General features: G+C 43.8%; 19 protein-coding genes. 7 read left to right on the top strand and 12 right to left on the bottom strand.

Annotated features, from left to right (window positions below):
• Position 1: 1 nt before the first annotated feature.
• Positions 2 to 565, bottom strand: coding sequence for an ADP compounds hydrolase NudE (nudE, locus tag ABMY45_RS18580; protein WP_010607909.1), 564 nt, complete (start codon positions 563 to 565; stop codon positions 2 to 4).
• Positions 566 to 626: 61 nt separating this feature from the next.
• On the opposite strand from nudE, the gene yrfG reads away from it, so the two are divergent.
• Positions 627 to 1,286, top strand: a complete 660-nt coding sequence (gene yrfG, locus ABMY45_RS18575) for a GMP/IMP nucleotidase (RefSeq protein ID WP_174170922.1) — start codon at positions 627 to 629, stop codon at positions 1,284 to 1,286.
• Here yrfG and ABMY45_RS18570 read toward each other — a convergent pair.
• Complete coding sequence (locus tag ABMY45_RS18570) at positions 1,283 to 1,903, bottom strand: dUTP diphosphatase (protein WP_174170923.1); 621 nt, start codon at positions 1,901 to 1,903, stop codon at positions 1,283 to 1,285. The genes yrfG and ABMY45_RS18570 overlap by 4 nt on opposite strands.
• A gap of 114 nt (positions 1,904 to 2,017) precedes the next feature.
• Here ABMY45_RS18570 and ABMY45_RS18565 point away from each other — a divergent pair, with 114 nt between their 5' ends.
• Complete coding sequence (locus ABMY45_RS18565; protein WP_130163319.1) at positions 2,018 to 2,644, top strand: peroxiredoxin-like family protein; 627 nt, start codon at positions 2,018 to 2,020, stop codon at positions 2,642 to 2,644.
• A gap of 39 nt (positions 2,645 to 2,683) precedes the next feature.
• Here ABMY45_RS18565 and ABMY45_RS18560 read toward each other — a convergent pair whose 3' ends face one another.
• The 3 genes from ABMY45_RS18560 to ABMY45_RS18550 all read right to left on the bottom strand — a co-directional run bounded on the left by ABMY45_RS18560 (position 2,684) and on the right by ABMY45_RS18550 (position 6,142).
• The gene (locus ABMY45_RS18560) at positions 2,684 to 5,017 is read right to left on the bottom strand and encodes a fatty acid cis/trans isomerase (protein WP_206472664.1); all 2,334 of its coding nucleotides are present in this window, start codon (positions 5,015 to 5,017) and stop codon (positions 2,684 to 2,686) included.
• On the bottom strand, positions 5,018 to 5,389 hold the full coding sequence (locus ABMY45_RS18555; protein WP_010374501.1) for a hypothetical protein: 372 nt from the start codon (positions 5,387 to 5,389) through the stop codon (positions 5,018 to 5,020).
• 87 nt (positions 5,390 to 5,476) lie between these two features.
• Positions 5,477 to 6,142: an SDR family oxidoreductase gene (locus tag ABMY45_RS18550; RefSeq protein WP_227387606.1), complete on the bottom strand. Its 666-nt coding sequence runs from the start codon at positions 6,140 to 6,142 to the stop codon at positions 5,477 to 5,479.
• Positions 6,143 to 6,299: 157 nt separating this feature from the next.
• Here ABMY45_RS18550 and ABMY45_RS18545 point away from each other — a divergent pair, with 157 nt between their 5' ends.
• Entirely contained in the window at positions 6,300 to 7,028 is a 729-nt protein-coding gene (locus ABMY45_RS18545) for a transporter substrate-binding domain-containing protein (RefSeq protein WP_349289326.1), read from the top strand.
• Here the strand turns inward: ABMY45_RS18545 and ABMY45_RS18540 are convergent.
• The gene (locus ABMY45_RS18540) at positions 7,025 to 7,825 is read right to left on the bottom strand and encodes a VOC family protein (protein WP_010607902.1); all 801 of its coding nucleotides are present in this window, start codon (positions 7,823 to 7,825) and stop codon (positions 7,025 to 7,027) included. The genes ABMY45_RS18545 and ABMY45_RS18540 overlap by 4 nt on opposite strands.
• A 180-nt stretch (positions 7,826 to 8,005) precedes the next feature.
• Here ABMY45_RS18540 and ABMY45_RS18535 point away from each other — a divergent pair, with 180 nt between their 5' ends.
• Both ABMY45_RS18535 and ABMY45_RS18530 read left to right on the top strand, forming a co-directional pair.
• Positions 8,006 to 8,476 (top strand): DUF3015 family protein, encoded by a 471-nt coding sequence (locus ABMY45_RS18535; RefSeq protein ID WP_069023445.1) that lies wholly within the window; start codon positions 8,006 to 8,008, stop codon positions 8,474 to 8,476.
• A gap of 333 nt (positions 8,477 to 8,809) precedes the next feature.
• Entirely contained in the window at positions 8,810 to 10,330 is a 1,521-nt protein-coding gene (locus ABMY45_RS18530; protein ID WP_248298718.1) for a DUF4105 domain-containing protein, read from the top strand.
• Positions 10,331 to 10,334: 4 nt separating this feature from the next.
• Here ABMY45_RS18530 and ABMY45_RS18525 read toward each other — a convergent pair whose 3' ends face one another.
• The 4 genes from ABMY45_RS18525 to tesB all read right to left on the bottom strand — a co-directional run bounded on the left by ABMY45_RS18525 (position 10,335) and on the right by tesB (position 13,234).
• Complete coding sequence (locus ABMY45_RS18525; RefSeq protein ID WP_010607898.1) at positions 10,335 to 10,991, bottom strand: DUF799 domain-containing protein; 657 nt, start codon at positions 10,989 to 10,991, stop codon at positions 10,335 to 10,337.
• 1 nt (position 10,992) lies between these two features.
• Positions 10,993 to 11,337 carry a DUF4810 domain-containing protein gene (locus ABMY45_RS18520; protein WP_010607897.1) on the bottom strand — a complete coding sequence of 115 codons (345 nt, stop codon included), beginning with the start codon at positions 11,335 to 11,337 and terminating at the stop codon, positions 10,993 to 10,995.
• A gap of 36 nt (positions 11,338 to 11,373) precedes the next feature.
• Positions 11,374 to 12,042: a CsgG/HfaB family protein gene (locus tag ABMY45_RS18515; protein WP_102055876.1), complete on the bottom strand. Its 669-nt coding sequence runs from the start codon at positions 12,040 to 12,042 to the stop codon at positions 11,374 to 11,376.
• 334 nt (positions 12,043 to 12,376) lie between these two features.
• Positions 12,377 to 13,234 carry an acyl-CoA thioesterase II gene (gene tesB / locus ABMY45_RS18510; protein WP_095728597.1) on the bottom strand — a complete coding sequence of 286 codons (858 nt, stop codon included), beginning with the start codon at positions 13,232 to 13,234 and terminating at the stop codon, positions 12,377 to 12,379.
• A 153-nt stretch (positions 13,235 to 13,387) separates the two neighbouring features.
• Between tesB and ABMY45_RS18505 the strand changes: the two genes are divergently transcribed.
• Entirely contained in the window at positions 13,388 to 13,849 is a 462-nt protein-coding gene (locus tag ABMY45_RS18505) for an EVE domain-containing protein (protein ID WP_102055875.1), read from the top strand.
• Here the strand turns inward: ABMY45_RS18505 and ABMY45_RS18500 are convergent.
• Positions 13,846 to 14,028: a hypothetical protein gene (locus tag ABMY45_RS18500; RefSeq protein ID WP_010374482.1), complete on the bottom strand. Its 183-nt coding sequence runs from the start codon at positions 14,026 to 14,028 to the stop codon at positions 13,846 to 13,848. The two genes, ABMY45_RS18505 and ABMY45_RS18500, sit on opposite strands and share 4 nt — an antisense overlap.
• A complete protein-coding gene (locus tag ABMY45_RS18495; RefSeq protein WP_010607893.1) occupies positions 14,028 to 15,107 on the bottom strand; it encodes a potassium channel family protein in 1,080 nt (359 codons plus the stop codon). Before ABMY45_RS18495 ends, ABMY45_RS18500 begins: the two co-directional genes overlap by 1 nt.
• 122 nt (positions 15,108 to 15,229) lie before the next feature.
• Between ABMY45_RS18495 and ABMY45_RS18490 the strand changes: the two genes are divergently transcribed.
• Positions 15,230 to 16,174, top strand: a complete 945-nt coding sequence (locus ABMY45_RS18490) for a chemotaxis protein CheV (RefSeq protein WP_206472656.1) — start codon at positions 15,230 to 15,232, stop codon at positions 16,172 to 16,174.
• The last annotated feature ends 4 nt before the right edge of the window (positions 16,175 to 16,178 follow it).

The following is a 16,178-nucleotide window of genomic DNA, read 5'->3' as shown; positions in this document are numbered from 1 at the left end:
TTTACGCCTCCAGATTCAAATGTGCTTTTAATAACAGTAGTGCCGCGACACTTCTTGCTTCGGTAAAGTCCTCTTGCTGTAACAGGTCATATAATTTATCTAGCGGCCACTTCACTACTACCAATGGCTCTGGCTCATCACCTTCAAGCTGTTCAGGGTAAAGTTCACTAGCGACCAAAATATGCATTTTGGCATTAAAGTAACTCGGCGCCAGTGACACTACTTTGAGTTCAGAGAAAGCATTTGCACCAAAACCTACTTCTTCTTTTAGCTCTCGATTACCCGCTTCCACCGGGGTTTCGCCTGGGTCAATTAGCCCTTTGGGAAAGCCGAGTTGATAGTCATGTGTTCCTGCACAGTATTCTCTCACTAATAATAGCTCATTATCAGCCGTTATGGGCACGATCATTACTGCGCCACGGCCACCGCCACGGACTCTTTCGTATTCTCGTTGCTCGCCATTCGAAAAAGATAACGAAAGTGCTTCTACCGTGAATAATTTGCTTTTAGCCACGACGTCGCAAGCTAAAATTTCTGGTGGTGTGGGATGCTTTTTATGTGACATAGATCATTATTTGCTATCATGGCGAATAACCTAATCATAAAGCCTTTGAAGTTAAATGCCTATGCTAAATTGGTCAAATATAGATACCGTTTTGTTAGATATGGATGGCACATTACTCGACCTCCATTTTGATAATCACTTTTTTCTCGACGTCGTGCCTAAGGCACACGCAAAACGTCAAGGCTTAACCCTTGAGGCTGCAAGGGCCGACATCCTCGCCCGTTATGACGCGGTAATGGGCCAGATAGAATGGTATTGCCTAGATTATTGGCAAGAGCAACTACAGCTCCCTATTATGGAGCTTAAACGTGAAGTACAACACTTGATCTCAATTCGTGAGGATGTACCAGCGTTTTTAGAGGCCTTAAGAGTGAGTGGAAAACAGCTTATCTTGTTGACCAACGCTCACCCAAACAGTCTAAGTTTGAAAATTGAGCGTACCCAATTCGATAAGTATCTCGACAAATTGGTTTCAACCCATGAATATGGCGTAAGTAAAGAAAGTCAGATGTTGTGGCAACAGGTAGAGCGTGATTTGGGCTTTGATAAGTCCCGCACTTTATTTGTGGACGATAGCATTAGCGTGTTAAATGCTGCGAAAGAATTTGGTATTGGCCATTTGCTTGCCGTTGCTAATCCTGATAGTCGGCAACCAGAGCGAGAGATCACTGAATACCTCTCAGTCTCCGATTACCATACCTTGCTACCTATTATAGATTAAGCTGGGTAGCGAGCTTTTAAGCCGTCGTACACGTGTGTTTTAAAGTCTGGGTGCGCTGTATCTAGACTTTTCACCACTTCGACTAAGTGTTCGTTATCTTCTTGGCCATTCCATACCTTGATGTAAGAGCCATCTTTATAGCCATGATCTTGGCGGAAGAAGTTAAGCGTGTTTTTACCGACATATCCACGGTATAGGTCATCAATAGACATCCCGATTTGCTGCATACAACCCGCAAACGCATGGGCATCAAACTCACGTTTGGTCACAGCCGCGCTTGCAAGTAATTCAAGGGTTTCCTTGAAGTCTTCTGCGGTAGTTGGCTTTGCCAATTCAGCCTCTAATTGAATCGCTAGTTGCTCAAATGACGTTTCGCCATCGATACGTAAAGACAAGCCAAAATGAAAAATATCCACTAGCTCTAAAATCACTTGCTCAGTATCTGGCGTTTGCTTTTTCCACCATTTCCAGCCGTAGTGATCTAGCATTTCTGCACACTCAACCCAAATTGCGCGGTACCATTCAAACCCTTGTTCAAACCATTGTTGGTGTACTTTGGTGTTCATGGCATGTTGCATTTCTAGCATAACCACAAGCTTAGTGATGTTTGCAGACATTGTGCTCTCTCTTCATGGAAATCAATTACGAGCGATATCATACCGAAGTGAAAGATTTTCGCCAGCGCTTAGGTCTTCTGAGTCGATATCAACTTGAAACCCTAGGAACTTTTTATGCGTCATTTTATTTTATCGCTCGCTTTAGCTTGTTCAGCCTTTGTCAGCGCAGCTGAAATCACTAATATCGCCGCAGCACCTGAACAAGTAAGTCCACTCCTTCCAGGCATTGATGCCCCTGCATTACAACTCAAAGATAAGTCAGGTAAAACTGTCGACCTCGCGACACGCTATAAAGAAAATATCACCGTACTGGTGGTTTATCGTGGTGGCTGGTGTCCATACTGTTCAAGACAGCTCGCGGGGATCCAAGAAATTGAACCACAGCTTGTTAAAATGGGGGCACAAATTATTGCTATCGCACCAGACTCACCTGAGGCGCTGGCAAAAAGTACAATTGAATCCCCTCACTACCAACTGTTGTCTGATAGCGAAATGCGTATGAGCCAAGCGTTAGGTCTCGCCTATTTCCTAGATGATAAAACAGCCCTTGCTTATCGCAACAAGTTGGGCGTAAATTTTGTTGATTTTGAGGGGAACGATAAAGTTGCCTTGCCGGTGCCGGCGGTATTTGTAGTCGATAAGAAGGGCTTGATCCAATTTCAATACGCAAACCCAAATTACAAAGTGAGATTGGATGAAAGCGTGCTACTAGCTGCGGTCAAAGCAGCTAGTCAACTATAGGAAAAGCACATAAAAAATGGAGTCCGAAGACTCCATTTTTTAGCGGTTTTCTAGCCGGTTATAGTCAAATAAACCATATTCAACGCCACGTGTTTGTTTGGCAATATCGTGAATTAAATCACTGTAACGCCAAAACTCTGGGTGAGTCCTGCGGATCCCATATTGCGCTCGTAGCGCTCGGTAATCAGACTCACTATTCATTTGACTAAATGATGAGACGAAGTCCTCTTGTGCTGCCTCGCTTTCTAAATACCAAATTGCCTCTGGGTAATCTCCGATAAAGCCTGGCACAATCGTCGCCGTGTCTTCTGTATACGCTCTTTGCCCTTCTTCATTTAACAAACTGGAGATGTTGTAGTGGGCATTATGGTGTAATAGCGAGAACGCTTGATGTGAACCGTCACTTTGCTTAGTAATAATAAACGAGACCTGAGGAAGCAAATTAATCGCCCTAACGGACATGCTATTGAGTGCCTGCAGTGGCTTGCCGACGGCTTGATAGTCATAATCCCTATTTAGAATCGGCTTAAGCACAGCATGTAGTTTGTCATACAACTCTTGCTTTGGATCGTCCGTTTCGTATTTTATCCCCGTTGGCGCACCGATTAGTGATTTACGATTGATAAACTCACTTAAGCTCAAGTGTGACTTACGATACCAATAGCGTTTAATTTCCTGTCGATGACTAAGTGGCAGTAAATTTAAAAAGTTTTGCTCACCTTCAAGCCTCAAAAAGTCCATATATAAGCGTGTGATCAACTGATGACCAATGTTGCCATACACGTCAAAACCTGCCACCAGCAAGTAGTGAATGCGCTCGAACAAGGCATAGTCTAATACCCAAGCTGTTTTGGGAGGCTGGCCGATAAAACCTTTAACCACCGTTGCGCTATCAAAATGACGGAAGATAGTTAATGCTGCATTCGGGTTTTCCCCCTCTCCACGCCAAATCAAGTCCATATTGAGACGCTGCCCATCGGCAAACATCTTATCTGCAAGCTCTGTTTTGGCACGTAAGTAATCCTGCTGCTTAGTGGCGTATTTCGCCCAACTGGAAAGCGGTAACGCATTACTTTGCTCAGCCGCAGGTAGCACCAAATCTTCATCATGTTTAAGCAGCAGCTGGTTCACCGCTTCATTGCTATTTTTTTCAGGATCAACAAACGCCACCCAGAAATGGTCGTTAATGACGTTAAGCGCTATTTGACCTCGACATACAGGGCCTTTGATAAAGCCTTTTACAATTAACTCGGCCTCATCCAGCATAAATTGATAACGAGAATTGACCGGAATATCTTTGAATACCTTAAATGGGTTTGCAGCAAGCTCTGGCTCATAACCTGGCAGTTCATCCACGTGATAATCCGCTACATAAAATTGCCGATGTAACCGTGATAGCTTAGCGTCGTTCAATGCCAGTGGCATGTGAGTTTTTGACAAAATGGTACTGCGCACTTGCATCAATCGATAATACACTCTATCGATCTTAGGATCGTCAAACGGACGCACCGAACTCACCAGTGCGATTGGCTGGCCCGGCGGCGTGCTTGAGCGTACCAATTGAAAAAACGCGGGGTCATCCAGATGAGGGAAGTGGATATGGGCTAAATACCAATGCTCAAAAATATAACGCGCGGCAAGGCGGTGTTTATTGGAGTCCTGATTAAAAAATTGTTCCCACTTTTTCACTTCTTTTTGTGCTGCAACACTTGGCTTTGCAATCTGGCTCATTTTACTGCCACTTTGCAGCCATGCTTCCAAGGTTTTGAATTCATCATGCGTGAGCGCTGGTAAGCCGTAGGGCATCCCCGCATGAGGCTGTTGTTTCGCAAGGGTAGAAAATTCATCCATGGTTGGGCAAGACTGCGTTCGATCTAAAGAGAAATCAAACTCTTTACCCAAAATACCTTGCTCAGGAAAACGATGAGACATTTTTAACAGCAAGCTATTGTAAAGCACACTTCCAGCTAGGTTGCTGTATTCAGATTGATTGCGCTCATTCAGCACTGGGGTAAAACCACGCTCACGCCACTGTGTCGTGGTTTGGGCATCGAATAACAGCCGGGTTGGTGTTTGTGCTAACAACCGCGTGCCGTCATACACTAATTCCTTTGACAATCCCCTATCTATTCCTTCTGGAGATGACAGTTTAAGCTGACAAGGTGCGTCATAACAACCATGGCAAACCACACAACGCGACTCCAAAATGGGCTTCACGCTTTGTAAGTAACGTGCACCGCCTTGGTGATATTGTTCGATTCGTGCTTGGGGTTGCTCTGGTCCAAACATATCATCATATTTAGACACACCCAAAGCCACACAGCCAGAAAGCACGGCGACAACCACCGCACAAAACAGTGCACGTTTAGACATTTACTCGCCCTCGTCGTCATCCAGCCCAAGATCAAAAGTCGGCATCATTTCTACTGGAGGCGAGACAAATAATGCATCGCTACTGGTGCTCAGCACAGCACTGAGAATAGGCCCGCGATTAATGAGCAATTGCAACTGATGTTCCGCACCTATCAACTCAGTCACTGTCGTACTAATGTTGTTGAGCGCATAGTCATCAATATGCAAGCTAATATTCTCATCTTCTTTTGGGTTTTGGCACAAATGAGCAAGGAGGTTCTCACTCAACATCACTGATACTTCAGCATCTGGAGAGTCGATATCACGATTCTCGATGTTATCGTCTAACAAAAAAAGCGGCAGTGATAATGGGGTATCTTGTTGTAATTCCATCAAAGGTTACCATCTGAGTATTTGCTTTATATTAGCACAGTTAGATGGCTGATGGCTGAAAAGGGGGCGACGATGCGCCCTGCTTGATTACCAAGGGAGCGTGTCTCCATTAGAGTGCCAAAAACCACCACTGTTTTCGATAGTTAGGTGTTCAATTCTCTTAATTAAACGTTCCGCGGCAACATCTGGACCAATATCACCTGCAAATCCCACCATCTGCGTTTGTACAAAGCCAGGATGGAATAGTCCAACAGCGATATCTTGGTTTTTCAGCTCGTGAGCCATACTCACACTCGCCGCGTTTAATGCTGCTTTCGACATTCTATAACCAATGTAACCACCAGAACCATTATCTGCAATCGAACCCATACGACTTGTGATCATGGCAACTTTACTACCGGCTTTGAGGCTATCGAGCAGTGCATGAGTGACTCGAATTGGTCCTAGCGCATTAACGTTAAATTGGTGGTCGATATTTTCAAAATCCATTTCCGCTAGCGTTTCATTGTGAAATACTCCAGCGTTATTAATAAGAATGTCTATTTTCTCCGAGCCCAATGCCGCCAATAGCTTTTTCGCGCCATTTTCCGTCGCAACATCTATATCTTCAATGATATCCACACCTAGAGATTCTAGTTCTGCCGATGCTTTGCGAACAACCGCGGTTACTTTGCAGCCTAGAGATAAGTATTGTTTACAAAACTCTAATCCAATCCCACGATTAGCACCGGTCACCAAAACATGTAGTGTCATATCCTTCTCCTCACGATTTTTATGCTCAAACTATTACAATTGGTATGAGTTTACTAAACTCAAGGTCAATCCTGACTGAATTCATTTTTATGATGTACTTTTTCACTTTCTGACAACTTTGCTACAGTTATAACTCTGACAACCGTAAGGATATGTTGTGAAACTCGCACTTAGCACCCTCTTGCTTTTCTTTATCCACAAGGCGACGTTCGCCTACCAAATCAATGTCAGTGAGCTGGTCGCTTATCAGCTTGGCCAACAGCAAATCGCACAACTCATGCAAAAAATATACGCACCTTTGGACATCACGCCCACACTTGTCGTGTTACCCAGTGAGCGCGGATTAGAATATGTAGATCAAGGGTTTTATGATGCGGAGGCAGGACGCACTAGCGCTATTGCAAATGCCTATCCTAACTTACTGCAAATACCCGAACCACTTGCAACCGTGCGAATGGCGGTGTTTTGTCTCAAGAAGGAGCGTTGTACTTTGTCGACCCGGCAAGACTATGTGGTAATACAAGGCAGTTTAATAACGGAGCAAGTTTGTCAGAGTAAAAGGTTGACCTGTAACGCGGTCTCTAACGATGTTTCTGCGTTTCAAGCACTTGAAAAAGGTCATGTAGAACAAATTTTAGCTGATGACTTATTTGCGCTTGGTGCGCTATGTCAGTCAGGACTCGCCGCAGTTTATGTGCGTAGGCTACGAGATGCGAGTTATCCTATTTATCACTATATCAATCGTAAACACCAAGACCTACTGCCGAAATTAACAGCGTCTATCAAGCAGCTAAATAGTAGTGGAGAGCGCGATACTATTCTAAACCGGCTCTCTGAGAACTTTGCCACTTGCCATGGCAAAGTGATTGAATTAGAAATGCATTAAGTTGAAATATCATCCATGGCAGATTCTATGATAGAGAATACCGCCCCTTGAGGATCGGTTATCACGCTGAAGCGACCTACATCTGGTATATCTGTCGGCGGTACACAAATTTCTCCGCCAAGCTTTTGGGCATATTCAGCTTTACTATCGCAGTCCAATACCGCAATGTAAACCATCCAGTGCGGAGGAATGTCTTCACCCCATTCAGCCGTCATTTCTAACATGCCAGCGACGGGTTGCTCATTTACTTTGAACAAGGTGTAGTCCATATTTCCCATGTCTTTGACTTCGATTTGCCACCCAAATAATGCGGAATAAAAGTCACGACTTTTGGCGCTGTTTTTACTCACTAGCTCAAACCAATAAGGGGTATTCGCTTCAAGATGACGTTGCGTCCCAATATGGCCACCCTCTTGCCATAACGCAAACACCGCGCCACCTGGCTCCTTTAACATCACCATCCGCCCTGCCCCTGGGACATCATGAGGGCCTGCAAGCACTTCAGCACCGAGCTCGTTGGCTTTGTTTAGACATTCATCGACATTGTCTACCGCCACATAAGCAAGCCAGTGACTAGGCATGCCTCCTTGTTGTTGCTCAGCGGTCATCTGATACATCGCTGCGACATCATCGACTTCTTTTTGCAACATGGTGTAATAACAATCTTCACCAATGGGCTGGTCAAGAATTTGCCAATCAAATAGTTGGCTATAGAAAGGTTTTGCTGACTGCCAGTCGCTTGAACACAATTCAATCCAACAAAAATAACCGGGTCTAAATTCACTAATTATTGCCATGATAAGCACCAAACTCATTCAAGTGTATTGAATATAGCAGCAGTAGCCTAAAGCCGCCTGAGGCATTTACACAAATTTACAAGTGTGGGAGGTTTATTGTTGTGGAATTAAAAATTAACCTATAGAATCCCGTTCCGCCTTTGAAGACTAGGCGAAATAAAAACAACTATAGGATGTAAAATGTTTAAAACTACTCTAGCTGCAGCAATCGTCGTTGGCGCAATGACTGCCCCTCTAGCTGCACACGCTTCTGATTCTGTAAACCCTTGGCAAGAATGTGGTATCGGTGCAATCATCTTCCCAGATAATGGTGCAGCTGCTGCAATTTCGAATATCATTTGGGACCTTGGTACGACTGCTGTTTCTACAAAGATTTCATCTGTAGAATCTTGTGCTGGTCGTGAAGTAAAAACTGCAATGTTTATTCAGCAAACATTCCCTACACTGGAGCAAGAAATTGCAGAAGGTCAAGGTGAATACGTGTCTGCGATGTTAGCAGTACGTGGCTGTGACGCAGCAGCAACAGCTGACATTGTAACCGCTATCAGAAATGACTACGCAGCGCAGCCTGCAAATAACGCTGAAGCACTATACAACATCGTAGAAACTCGCGTTTCGACTAGCTATTCAGCTCAGTGTAACGCAAGCTAAATAGTATAGGTGAGCACACCTAATAGCGCTGTGCTCACTTTTTTGATGAAGACCGTTCTCAAATATTCAGCTTACAGCTTACTGTTTTATAGTACAGCCACATTAAGCTTTGATACCAACGAGCTGGCCCAAAACACAACGTGGCAAAAACTTCTCCATCTAAAGAAAGATGGCCACAGTTTAATAAAATCAGCTTCTTTTTTTCTATCTGATCACACCCAATTTTCACCAGCGAACGAACTTAATGCAACTATTGCAGCTTTTCAACGTGAGCCTAGTTCACAGTGCCAATTTCCGGCTCGAGCCAAGTGGCTAAGATCCCAAGGCGTTCCGTTGCCAAAAGCGCCAGCTTGCGTGGCTTTTGATGAATGGAAAAATGAAGGTGACTGGAATTCTATCAGCTTAGTGTTTGCCTCCGGATACATGAGCAACCCGGCCTCGCTGTATGGGCATATGTTACTTAAAATCGGCTCTCAATCAGCTCACAATATCCTGTTAGACCGGAGTGTCAATTATGGCGCAATCGTTCCAGAGGACGAAAATGGGTTAGTTTATATAGCTAGAGGGTTATTTGGCGGCTATCAGGCTGGCTTTTCAGATCAGCGATTTTTTCATCATCACCATAACTACAGTGCGGACGAGCTGCGTGACCTTTGGGAGTACAAATTAAATTTAACACCAGATGAAGTCGAATTTATTACAAAACACCTTTGGGAATTACTAAACGCTCAATTTGATTATTACTTTGCTGACGAAAATTGCGCATTTCATATCGCACAACTTATTGAACTTGTGCTTGATAAGCCATTAACGACTGACCTACCGCCTTGGGTGATCCCTGTCACTATTTTTGATAGATTGAATCAAGCTAAGCACCAAGATAATTCTTTAGTGTCAGCGATTCATTATATTCCTTCAACAAGCAGTGAGTTCTACAACTTATATGAAAAATTAAGTCCTGAGCTCAGATCGTTGGCAATCCATCTTTATCACCATCAAAAAGACTTCAATAATGAAAAGTATCAACAGCTTCCAACTGAGCAAAAAGTAATATTACTTGAAGTATTGATGAGCTTTGTACAGCTGCAACTTACCTTAGAAAGAGACGAGAAACGCAACAGCGAGTTTAAACGTGTATTGCTAAAAGAACGAATAAAGCTTCCAGCAGGCATCAGTAAGGCGAAATCCCTCTCGGCTATAACACCAAGTGACAAAGCACCACACTTGGCAACAAAACCGTCGAAAGTAAGCCTAGCCATTCAGTCACAGCCCGATTCAGAGTATACTGCGAGGTTTGGCTTTAGATTGACATATTTTGATTCGCTTTCTCCAGACACTGCTAGAGTTAAATTTTCAAACTTAGAAATGCTGGATGTAGAACTTGCGCTAGCTGATAACGACATAGATATTTACAAGTTTGACGTGCTGGATTTAGAGTCCTTTAATCCAAGCTATGCAAAAGGGTTTGATAACCAAAACTGGGCTTGGCGCCTACGCTTAGGCTATGAAAAGCAGCAGGCTTATTGTAATGATTGCGCTTTTGTTGGATTAAATACTGCTGCAGGCTACGCCCATCTGCTAAATGCTAGCAGCATCACATTTGCTCTCGCAACAATAGAAACTTTTTCTATAAATAACAATTACTATCTCAGCCCTGGTATTGAAGTTGGCTTACTTTCAAGGCTAAATAATTCTTTTGCATTCAGAACCTCTATCTCGAAAAACACTCATCACGCAGCACATGTCAAACTTGAGCTCGCAAACCGGCTTTCGCCTCAATCCGATGTAAGAATTGGTTGGGACTATGCAGAAACATCCCGACTTTCATTACAGTTCAATTATTATTGGGATTAGTGGCTCACTTCGGCTGCCCATACTTAGGTGAGCGCACGCCATAAAGCAAACCATTGCTTGAGTCCGCTGATAATAATCTCTGTGATGCTTTCTGTGAAACTTCAAATCCTTTATCTGAAGTGCTTTCAATCACCTGATTTAGTACCGCGCCAATCAATGCGCCAGCCAAACTGCTATCACGGTCATCTCTGTCTTCACTACTTGACGCTTTTGATTTACCACGCCAAATTACTTGGCCAGTTTTTAAATCAACCAACCTTGCCGATAGCGCTACGGTAGTGTCACTATCTAATACAACGTATGACGTACCATAATCTTGAATCTCTATGTATAAGGCGGCGTCCGCAGCAAAGATTTCATAGAGCTTGTCTATCGCAACATTGTGAACATCATGAGCCACAGTTAAGCCGTTATTTTTAAAAGTCTCATTAACCAAAGATACTGGAAAAACATAATAGCCAGAGTCGGCAAGTGGCTTCACTACTGTCGCCATGACCCCGTAAGGCGCAACAACTTCATTGGAATTATTGATAGGCGGTAACACCAGTATCGACTTAGGATCGCTTTGGATAAAGGCACTATAATCCTGTTTAGGTGCCGTCGCACAGCCATTCAATAAGGCAAAAGTCAAAAGCACCAAGCTCGCTTTAATCCATTTCATCTTATTCTCCCTGCGCATTTTTTAGTAAAAAGTCGATATATTGCCTGGACTCAGGATACAGCTGTTTTTCCTGTTCAAAATACGCAAACCCTTTGCCGTTATCCCCTTGCATCAAATGTAAGTAACCGAGATGCGCATACATGCCTGGTGCTGGACTGATCTGCTTTACTTCGGCGCGCGCTATGCTTGACTCTAACTGACTGATCTGCTGCTCAAGCGACTGCCCATCACCTCGAAAGAACTCATAGAGATTACGTTCGTAAGAACCGTAATAATATTGTGGTGTCGTACTCTGACAACCAGACAATATCAATAGTAAAGTCGCCACAAATATCATTTGCTTCATAATTTACCTGAGGTTTAGATTAGCTGTGGGGATTGTCTATAAAGGCTTCCAATCGCCTTTCTCGATGCCACTCACCAAGTTATTAACGGCCTCACGAATGGCTAAATCAAGTACCTTGCCGTTTAGCGTTGAGTCATACCCTGCAGTGCCACCAAAACCAACCACTTCGCGATTAGATAAGCTGTATTCTCCAGCACCTTGCACTGAGTAGACGACTTCTGAACTAGTCACATCAACGATATTCAGATTTACCTTAGCGTAAGCAATTTGCGATTTTCCTTTACCTAGGATGCCGAACAATTGTTTATCACCTACTTCTTTTCGACCAAACTCGGAAACGTCTCCCGTGATCACAAAGTTAGCGCCTTTTATACTTTGTTTTGCGCCCGCAAATCCAGCTTCTTGGGCAATCTCTGTCATGTTTTCTCTATCTAAAACAATAAAGCGATTACTCTGCTGTAAATGGGTGGTCAGAATAGTTTTAGCCTGAGAACCCAAGCGATCCGGTCCTGAACTAAACACACCATTGTGAAAAGCTGAACGGTTTTGCAATTTACCAACCGCTAACTGACTTTTTGGTCCATTGTATGTCTGATTATATGAGGCCACTTTAGGTGCTTCTACCGTTCTTGATGCTTCCGTTGCGCAACCCGCGGTTAATCCGACAAACGTCAATGCAATTACTGTGGCAAGCGGTTTATTCATTATCATTCTCCTAAAGTCATATGCGCCTGTCTGCGACGCAGCGATTCGTTTTGTTAATAACAATGTAGATAAATTTAGCTGACTTTAGTGTTAATTTTTGTTTGGGAAAAATGCAATAACGCTACATCTAGATGGAATTTTAAAGATAGTGCAAAATAAAACCGAGTACAGCACCGGAAAAAGTAGTGCAGACGACTTAAGAAGCGGCCATCAACAAACCTAAATTCATTTTTATAACAAATAGTTATGGATTTGTAAGTTTGTAATTTGCTTAGTACTGCACAAAGCACCAAGCAAGATTACTGTTAAAAAGCGCCATACACTTTCCAACAAATTAGCGTTGGCGCATCACGCCTTCTTGAATAGTCGACGCAACTAACTCACCTTGGCGGTTGAAAAATTGACCACGTACTAGGCCTCGGCCATTAGACGCGCTCGGACTATCAACGCTATATAAAATCCATTCATCCATTCTAAACGGACGATGGAACCACATCGCATGGTCTATTGTCGCGACTTGCATATTTGGCTGCATAAACGACAAACCATGTGGTTGTAGTGCAGTTGGTAGAAATTCAAAATCAGAGGCATAAGCCAGCAAATAGTTGTGGATCCTTCTGTCGTCCGGCATGTCACCATTGGCTTTAAACCAAACATTTCTCACCGGGTCCTGTTTTTTAGGTTTGAATGGATTTTGAAAGTTTACAGGGCGCATATCCAGCGGCATTTCTTGCGTAAATTTCGCTCGAAGTGATTCTGGAATGAGGTCCGCATGTTCTTGATAAAAGTGAAGTGATGACTTCAATGTTTCAGGCTCTGGCACATCCGGCATCAAAGATTGATGAGAAACGCCGGGTTCATCCCCTTGGAAAGAGGCAGTCATATAAAATATCGGCTTACCATATTGAATGGCACTGATCCTACGAGTGCTAAAACTGCGACCATCACGAATGTTTTCGACATCGTAGACGATGGGCTTGCTTGCATCACCAGGACGCAAAAAGTAAGAGTGCAGCGAGTTAACAAAGCGCCCTTCTGGTAAGGTGTATTTTGCTGCGGACAACGCCTGCCCCATCACCTGACCTCCAAACACTTGAGGAAAACCAAGGTCTTGGCTTTGACCTCGATATATCCCTTGCTCAATTTCTTCAAGGCTGAGCAAATCCAACAGATTTTGTAACACTTGACTCATGTTGCACTCCGAACGTCTAGTAGAACTGGCGATAGTCGTTATAATGAGATAATACTTTTACCAAATCCAAGTAAGACTCGGACTGGTAGCAAACCAAGTACATTGCTCAAATGAGTATAATACATCATAACTCAAACTATTGGACTAACCCATATGGCTTATTGGCTGTTTAAAACAGAACCCGATGCATTTTCCATTGATGACTTAAAAAACGCGCCTGAGCAGCAAACTTTTTGGGAGGGAATTCGTAATTATCAGGCAAGAAACTTCCTGCGTGACGAGGTTAAGGTGGGTGACTCAGTGTTTATTTACCACTCAAGCTGTAAAGTCCCTGCGGTTGTCGGTATTGCCAAAGTGGTGAAAGCTGCAGAGCCAGATCCACATCAATTTGACTTAAGCAGTGATTATTATGATGCTAAATCAAGCACTGATAACCCTCGCTGGGTAGGTGTCACTCTAGCATATGAGCGGCACCTACGCCCGGTGACCCTGCAAGCGATAAAAGCCAACACTGCGCTCACCGAGCTGGCTCTAAAAAAAGGGGGGCGGTTATCCATCATGCCCATCATCGAACCTGAGTGGCAGGTTATTTTAGAGATGTCGGGGCAAAGCTAACGTTTTGCTTTGCCTTTTTGTCGCCCGTGCTTAGGCACTATGCTAATATATAGCAGCAAAGCGACCCAAGAAAACAGTAGCGTTCCTATCAGCCAGCCGTTTTTTTCATGCCCTTTGCTGCGCTTGCTTCCTGCAACCAAAGCGACAGGAAGTAAGTAAGCGCACACAACAGCAATCATCAAAAAGAGTTCTTCGAACATAGTGATGACCAGTCAACCTCTGATGCAAGCACCCGTTGCGGTGCAATATAGTGCAAAATATCTCCCCCTGTGATGTTGTAATCCAGAGGTGGGTTTAGATCCATATTTAGCGCATTTATATCGTGCGCAACACCGAGCAGCGTCGCATCATGATGCTGTTTAAAATAACCAAAAATATCACCAAAGGTTAAACAGCTTACCTCTGCAGGTAAGGCTAAGCTAAATTGCGTATCGCCGTGTAGCGTCGACAGCAATTCCTCTTGTACTCGGCTTGAGCCTGGGTCTTGCATGGCTCGCACTAAGATTTCCGCAGACATAGATGCTGAGCATTCAACATTTTTACAATGCTCTCTTAAAAGCAGTGCTTTGCTATCGTCCAAGAAGTGCGCGCTAATATGTGCTTCGGGTTTTACTACCCGGCTAAGCTTTAGCGCGGTGGTAAATGTCTGGTTATCATCATCGCCATCAATGATGATTTTGTCAGCCCGCTCGATGTTAATCCGACTTAGCTGTTCGTCATCAGTAAAGCTGGTTAAACGCGCAAATGCGACTTCCGGATAACTCAACAGCGGATGCTCCATGGCCTCGGTGACGGCTAATACGATTTTTCTATCTTCGCGTTTATTGTCACCTAAAATGTAATCCACCATTTTTTTTGTTCTGACATCATGCCAACCAAAAATTACAATGTGGTTTTGCAAATGTGCAAAGTCTTTTTCCCCTGTCATGCCTCTTCTCACCCAATACGTCACAAATTGTCCAGCTTTTCCCAATAACACACCAAATAGCGCAAGGCCAAATGGGATCTGTATTATGGCAACGACTAAACGGCCAAAATCCGTTGTTGCACTAAAGTCTCCGTAGCCAACTGTTGAAGTCGTCACCACGTAGTAATAAAAGAACGTGCTCAGTGGTAATAACGCCGATTCATTGCTGAGCCATAATAACCCCCAGGTCACCGACATATGAATGAGCGTTGCCATAAATAACAGTTGCCAGCTGGCCTTATCCACATGAGCCCGCATCAAAACAACTAAGCGCTTAAAAATTATAGGCATATTGCTTCCCTATCAAATACATACTGCTACCTTACTGCAGATTTTAGCCAAAAAACAACACGACATATCGACTTCTTTGATATAGTCTTAGAAAAGGTTACAAGAAGTAATGAGGGGTTAACATGGCTGGCGTATTGGCCTCAGTAAATCAACGCACACAACTGGTGGGTGAAAACCGCCTAGAGTTGCTATTGTTTCATCTTCATAGCCGCCACTTTTTTGCGCTCAACGTCTTCAAGGTAAAAGAAGTTGTTAAGCTCCCTCATCTTAACAAAATGCCCAATGCACACCCTAAAGTGTGTGGCGTAACCAACATCCGTGGCGAGTCTATTCCGGTTATCGATTTACGACAAGCGATATGCATGCCGCCATGCGACCGAGGCAAAGACTGCAACTTAGTGATCACAGAGTACAACCGCTCAGTGCAGGCTTTCTTAGTTGGTAAAGTTGACCAAATCGTCAATACTACGTGGTCCGATATTATGCCAACCCCTAAGTCTGTTGGCCGCAATCACTACCTCACCGCACTGACCAAAATCAAACGTGACGGCGTTGAACACATCGTTGAAATTATCGATGTAGAAAAAGTACTTGCCGAAATCGTCGAATACAAAGTTGAGATCCCGCAAGACATTCTAGATAAAGATATCATCAACGAGTTTCATGGCCGTAAAATTCTACATGCCGATGACTCGCCGACTGCTCGTCGTCAAGTTGCCGATACCTTGGCACAATTGGGCATAGAAATCATCCCAGCGACTGACGGCCAAGAGGCGCTCAATGTGTTAAAACACTGGGCCGACGAAGGTATCGACGTACAAAAAGAGTTACTTGCGGTGATCACCGATGCAGAAATGCCGGTTATGGATGGTTATCGACTCACCTATGAAATTCGCAATGACAGTCGCCTGAAAGACCTTTATGTCATTCTCAATACCTCACTCAGTGGCAGCTTTAATCATGCCATGGTCGAAAAAGTGGGTTGTAATGCGTTTCTATCAAAATTCCAGCCCGATTTATTGGTTACAGAGGTACAAAATCGGTTGAAGGACGTTTTGCAAAAATAAATAT

This window comes from Pseudoalteromonas sp. XMcav11-Q, assembly GCF_040104525.1.
GTDB lineage: Bacteria > Pseudomonadota > Gammaproteobacteria > Enterobacterales > Alteromonadaceae > Pseudoalteromonas.
Note: the sequence above shows the minus strand (reverse complement) of the source record. Positions and strands in the feature narration are given on the sequence as shown.

Excerpts from the sequence above, each read along its gene's own strand:
- ABMY45_RS18525 (WP_010607898.1), bottom strand. The coding sequence starts at position 10,991 with ATGAAATGGATTAAAGCGAGCTTGGTGCTTTTGACTTTTGCCTTATTG.
- ABMY45_RS18565 (WP_130163319.1), top strand. The coding sequence starts at position 2,018 with ATGCGTCATTTTATTTTATCGCTCGCTTTAGCTTGTTCAGCCTTTGTC.
- yrfG (WP_174170922.1), top strand. The coding sequence starts at position 627 with ATGCTAAATTGGTCAAATATAGATACCGTTTTGTTAGATATGGATGGC.
- ABMY45_RS18490 (WP_206472656.1), top strand. The coding sequence starts at position 15,230 with ATGGCTGGCGTATTGGCCTCAGTAAATCAACGCACACAACTGGTGGGT.
- ABMY45_RS18540 (WP_010607902.1), bottom strand. The coding sequence starts at position 7,825 with ATGGCAATAATTAGTGAATTTAGACCCGGTTATTTTTGTTGGATTGAA.
- tesB (WP_095728597.1), bottom strand. The coding sequence starts at position 13,234 with ATGAGTCAAGTGTTACAAAATCTGTTGGATTTGCTCAGCCTTGAAGAA.
- ABMY45_RS18560 (WP_206472664.1), bottom strand. The coding sequence starts at position 5,017 with ATGTCTAAACGTGCACTGTTTTGTGCGGTGGTTGTCGCCGTGCTTTCT.
- ABMY45_RS18505 (WP_102055875.1), top strand. The coding sequence starts at position 13,388 with ATGGCTTATTGGCTGTTTAAAACAGAACCCGATGCATTTTCCATTGAT.
- ABMY45_RS18570 (WP_174170923.1), bottom strand. The coding sequence starts at position 1,903 with ATGTCTGCAAACATCACTAAGCTTGTGGTTATGCTAGAAATGCAACAT.
- ABMY45_RS18550 (WP_227387606.1), bottom strand. The coding sequence starts at position 6,142 with ATGACACTACATGTTTTGGTGACCGGTGCTAATCGTGGGATTGGATTA.
- ABMY45_RS18520 (WP_010607897.1), bottom strand. The coding sequence starts at position 11,337 with ATGAAGCAAATGATATTTGTGGCGACTTTACTATTGATATTGTCTGGT.
- ABMY45_RS18555 (WP_010374501.1), bottom strand. The coding sequence starts at position 5,389 with ATGGAATTACAACAAGATACCCCATTATCACTGCCGCTTTTTTTGTTA.
- ABMY45_RS18495 (WP_010607893.1), bottom strand. The coding sequence starts at position 15,107 with ATGCCTATAATTTTTAAGCGCTTAGTTGTTTTGATGCGGGCTCATGTG.
- ABMY45_RS18500 (WP_010374482.1), bottom strand. The coding sequence starts at position 14,028 with ATGATTGCTGTTGTGTGCGCTTACTTACTTCCTGTCGCTTTGGTTGCA.
- nudE (WP_010607909.1), bottom strand. The coding sequence starts at position 565 with ATGTCACATAAAAAGCATCCCACACCACCAGAAATTTTAGCTTGCGAC.
- ABMY45_RS18515 (WP_102055876.1), bottom strand. The coding sequence starts at position 12,042 with ATGAATAAACCGCTTGCCACAGTAATTGCATTGACGTTTGTCGGATTA.
- ABMY45_RS18535 (WP_069023445.1), top strand. The coding sequence starts at position 8,006 with ATGTTTAAAACTACTCTAGCTGCAGCAATCGTCGTTGGCGCAATGACT.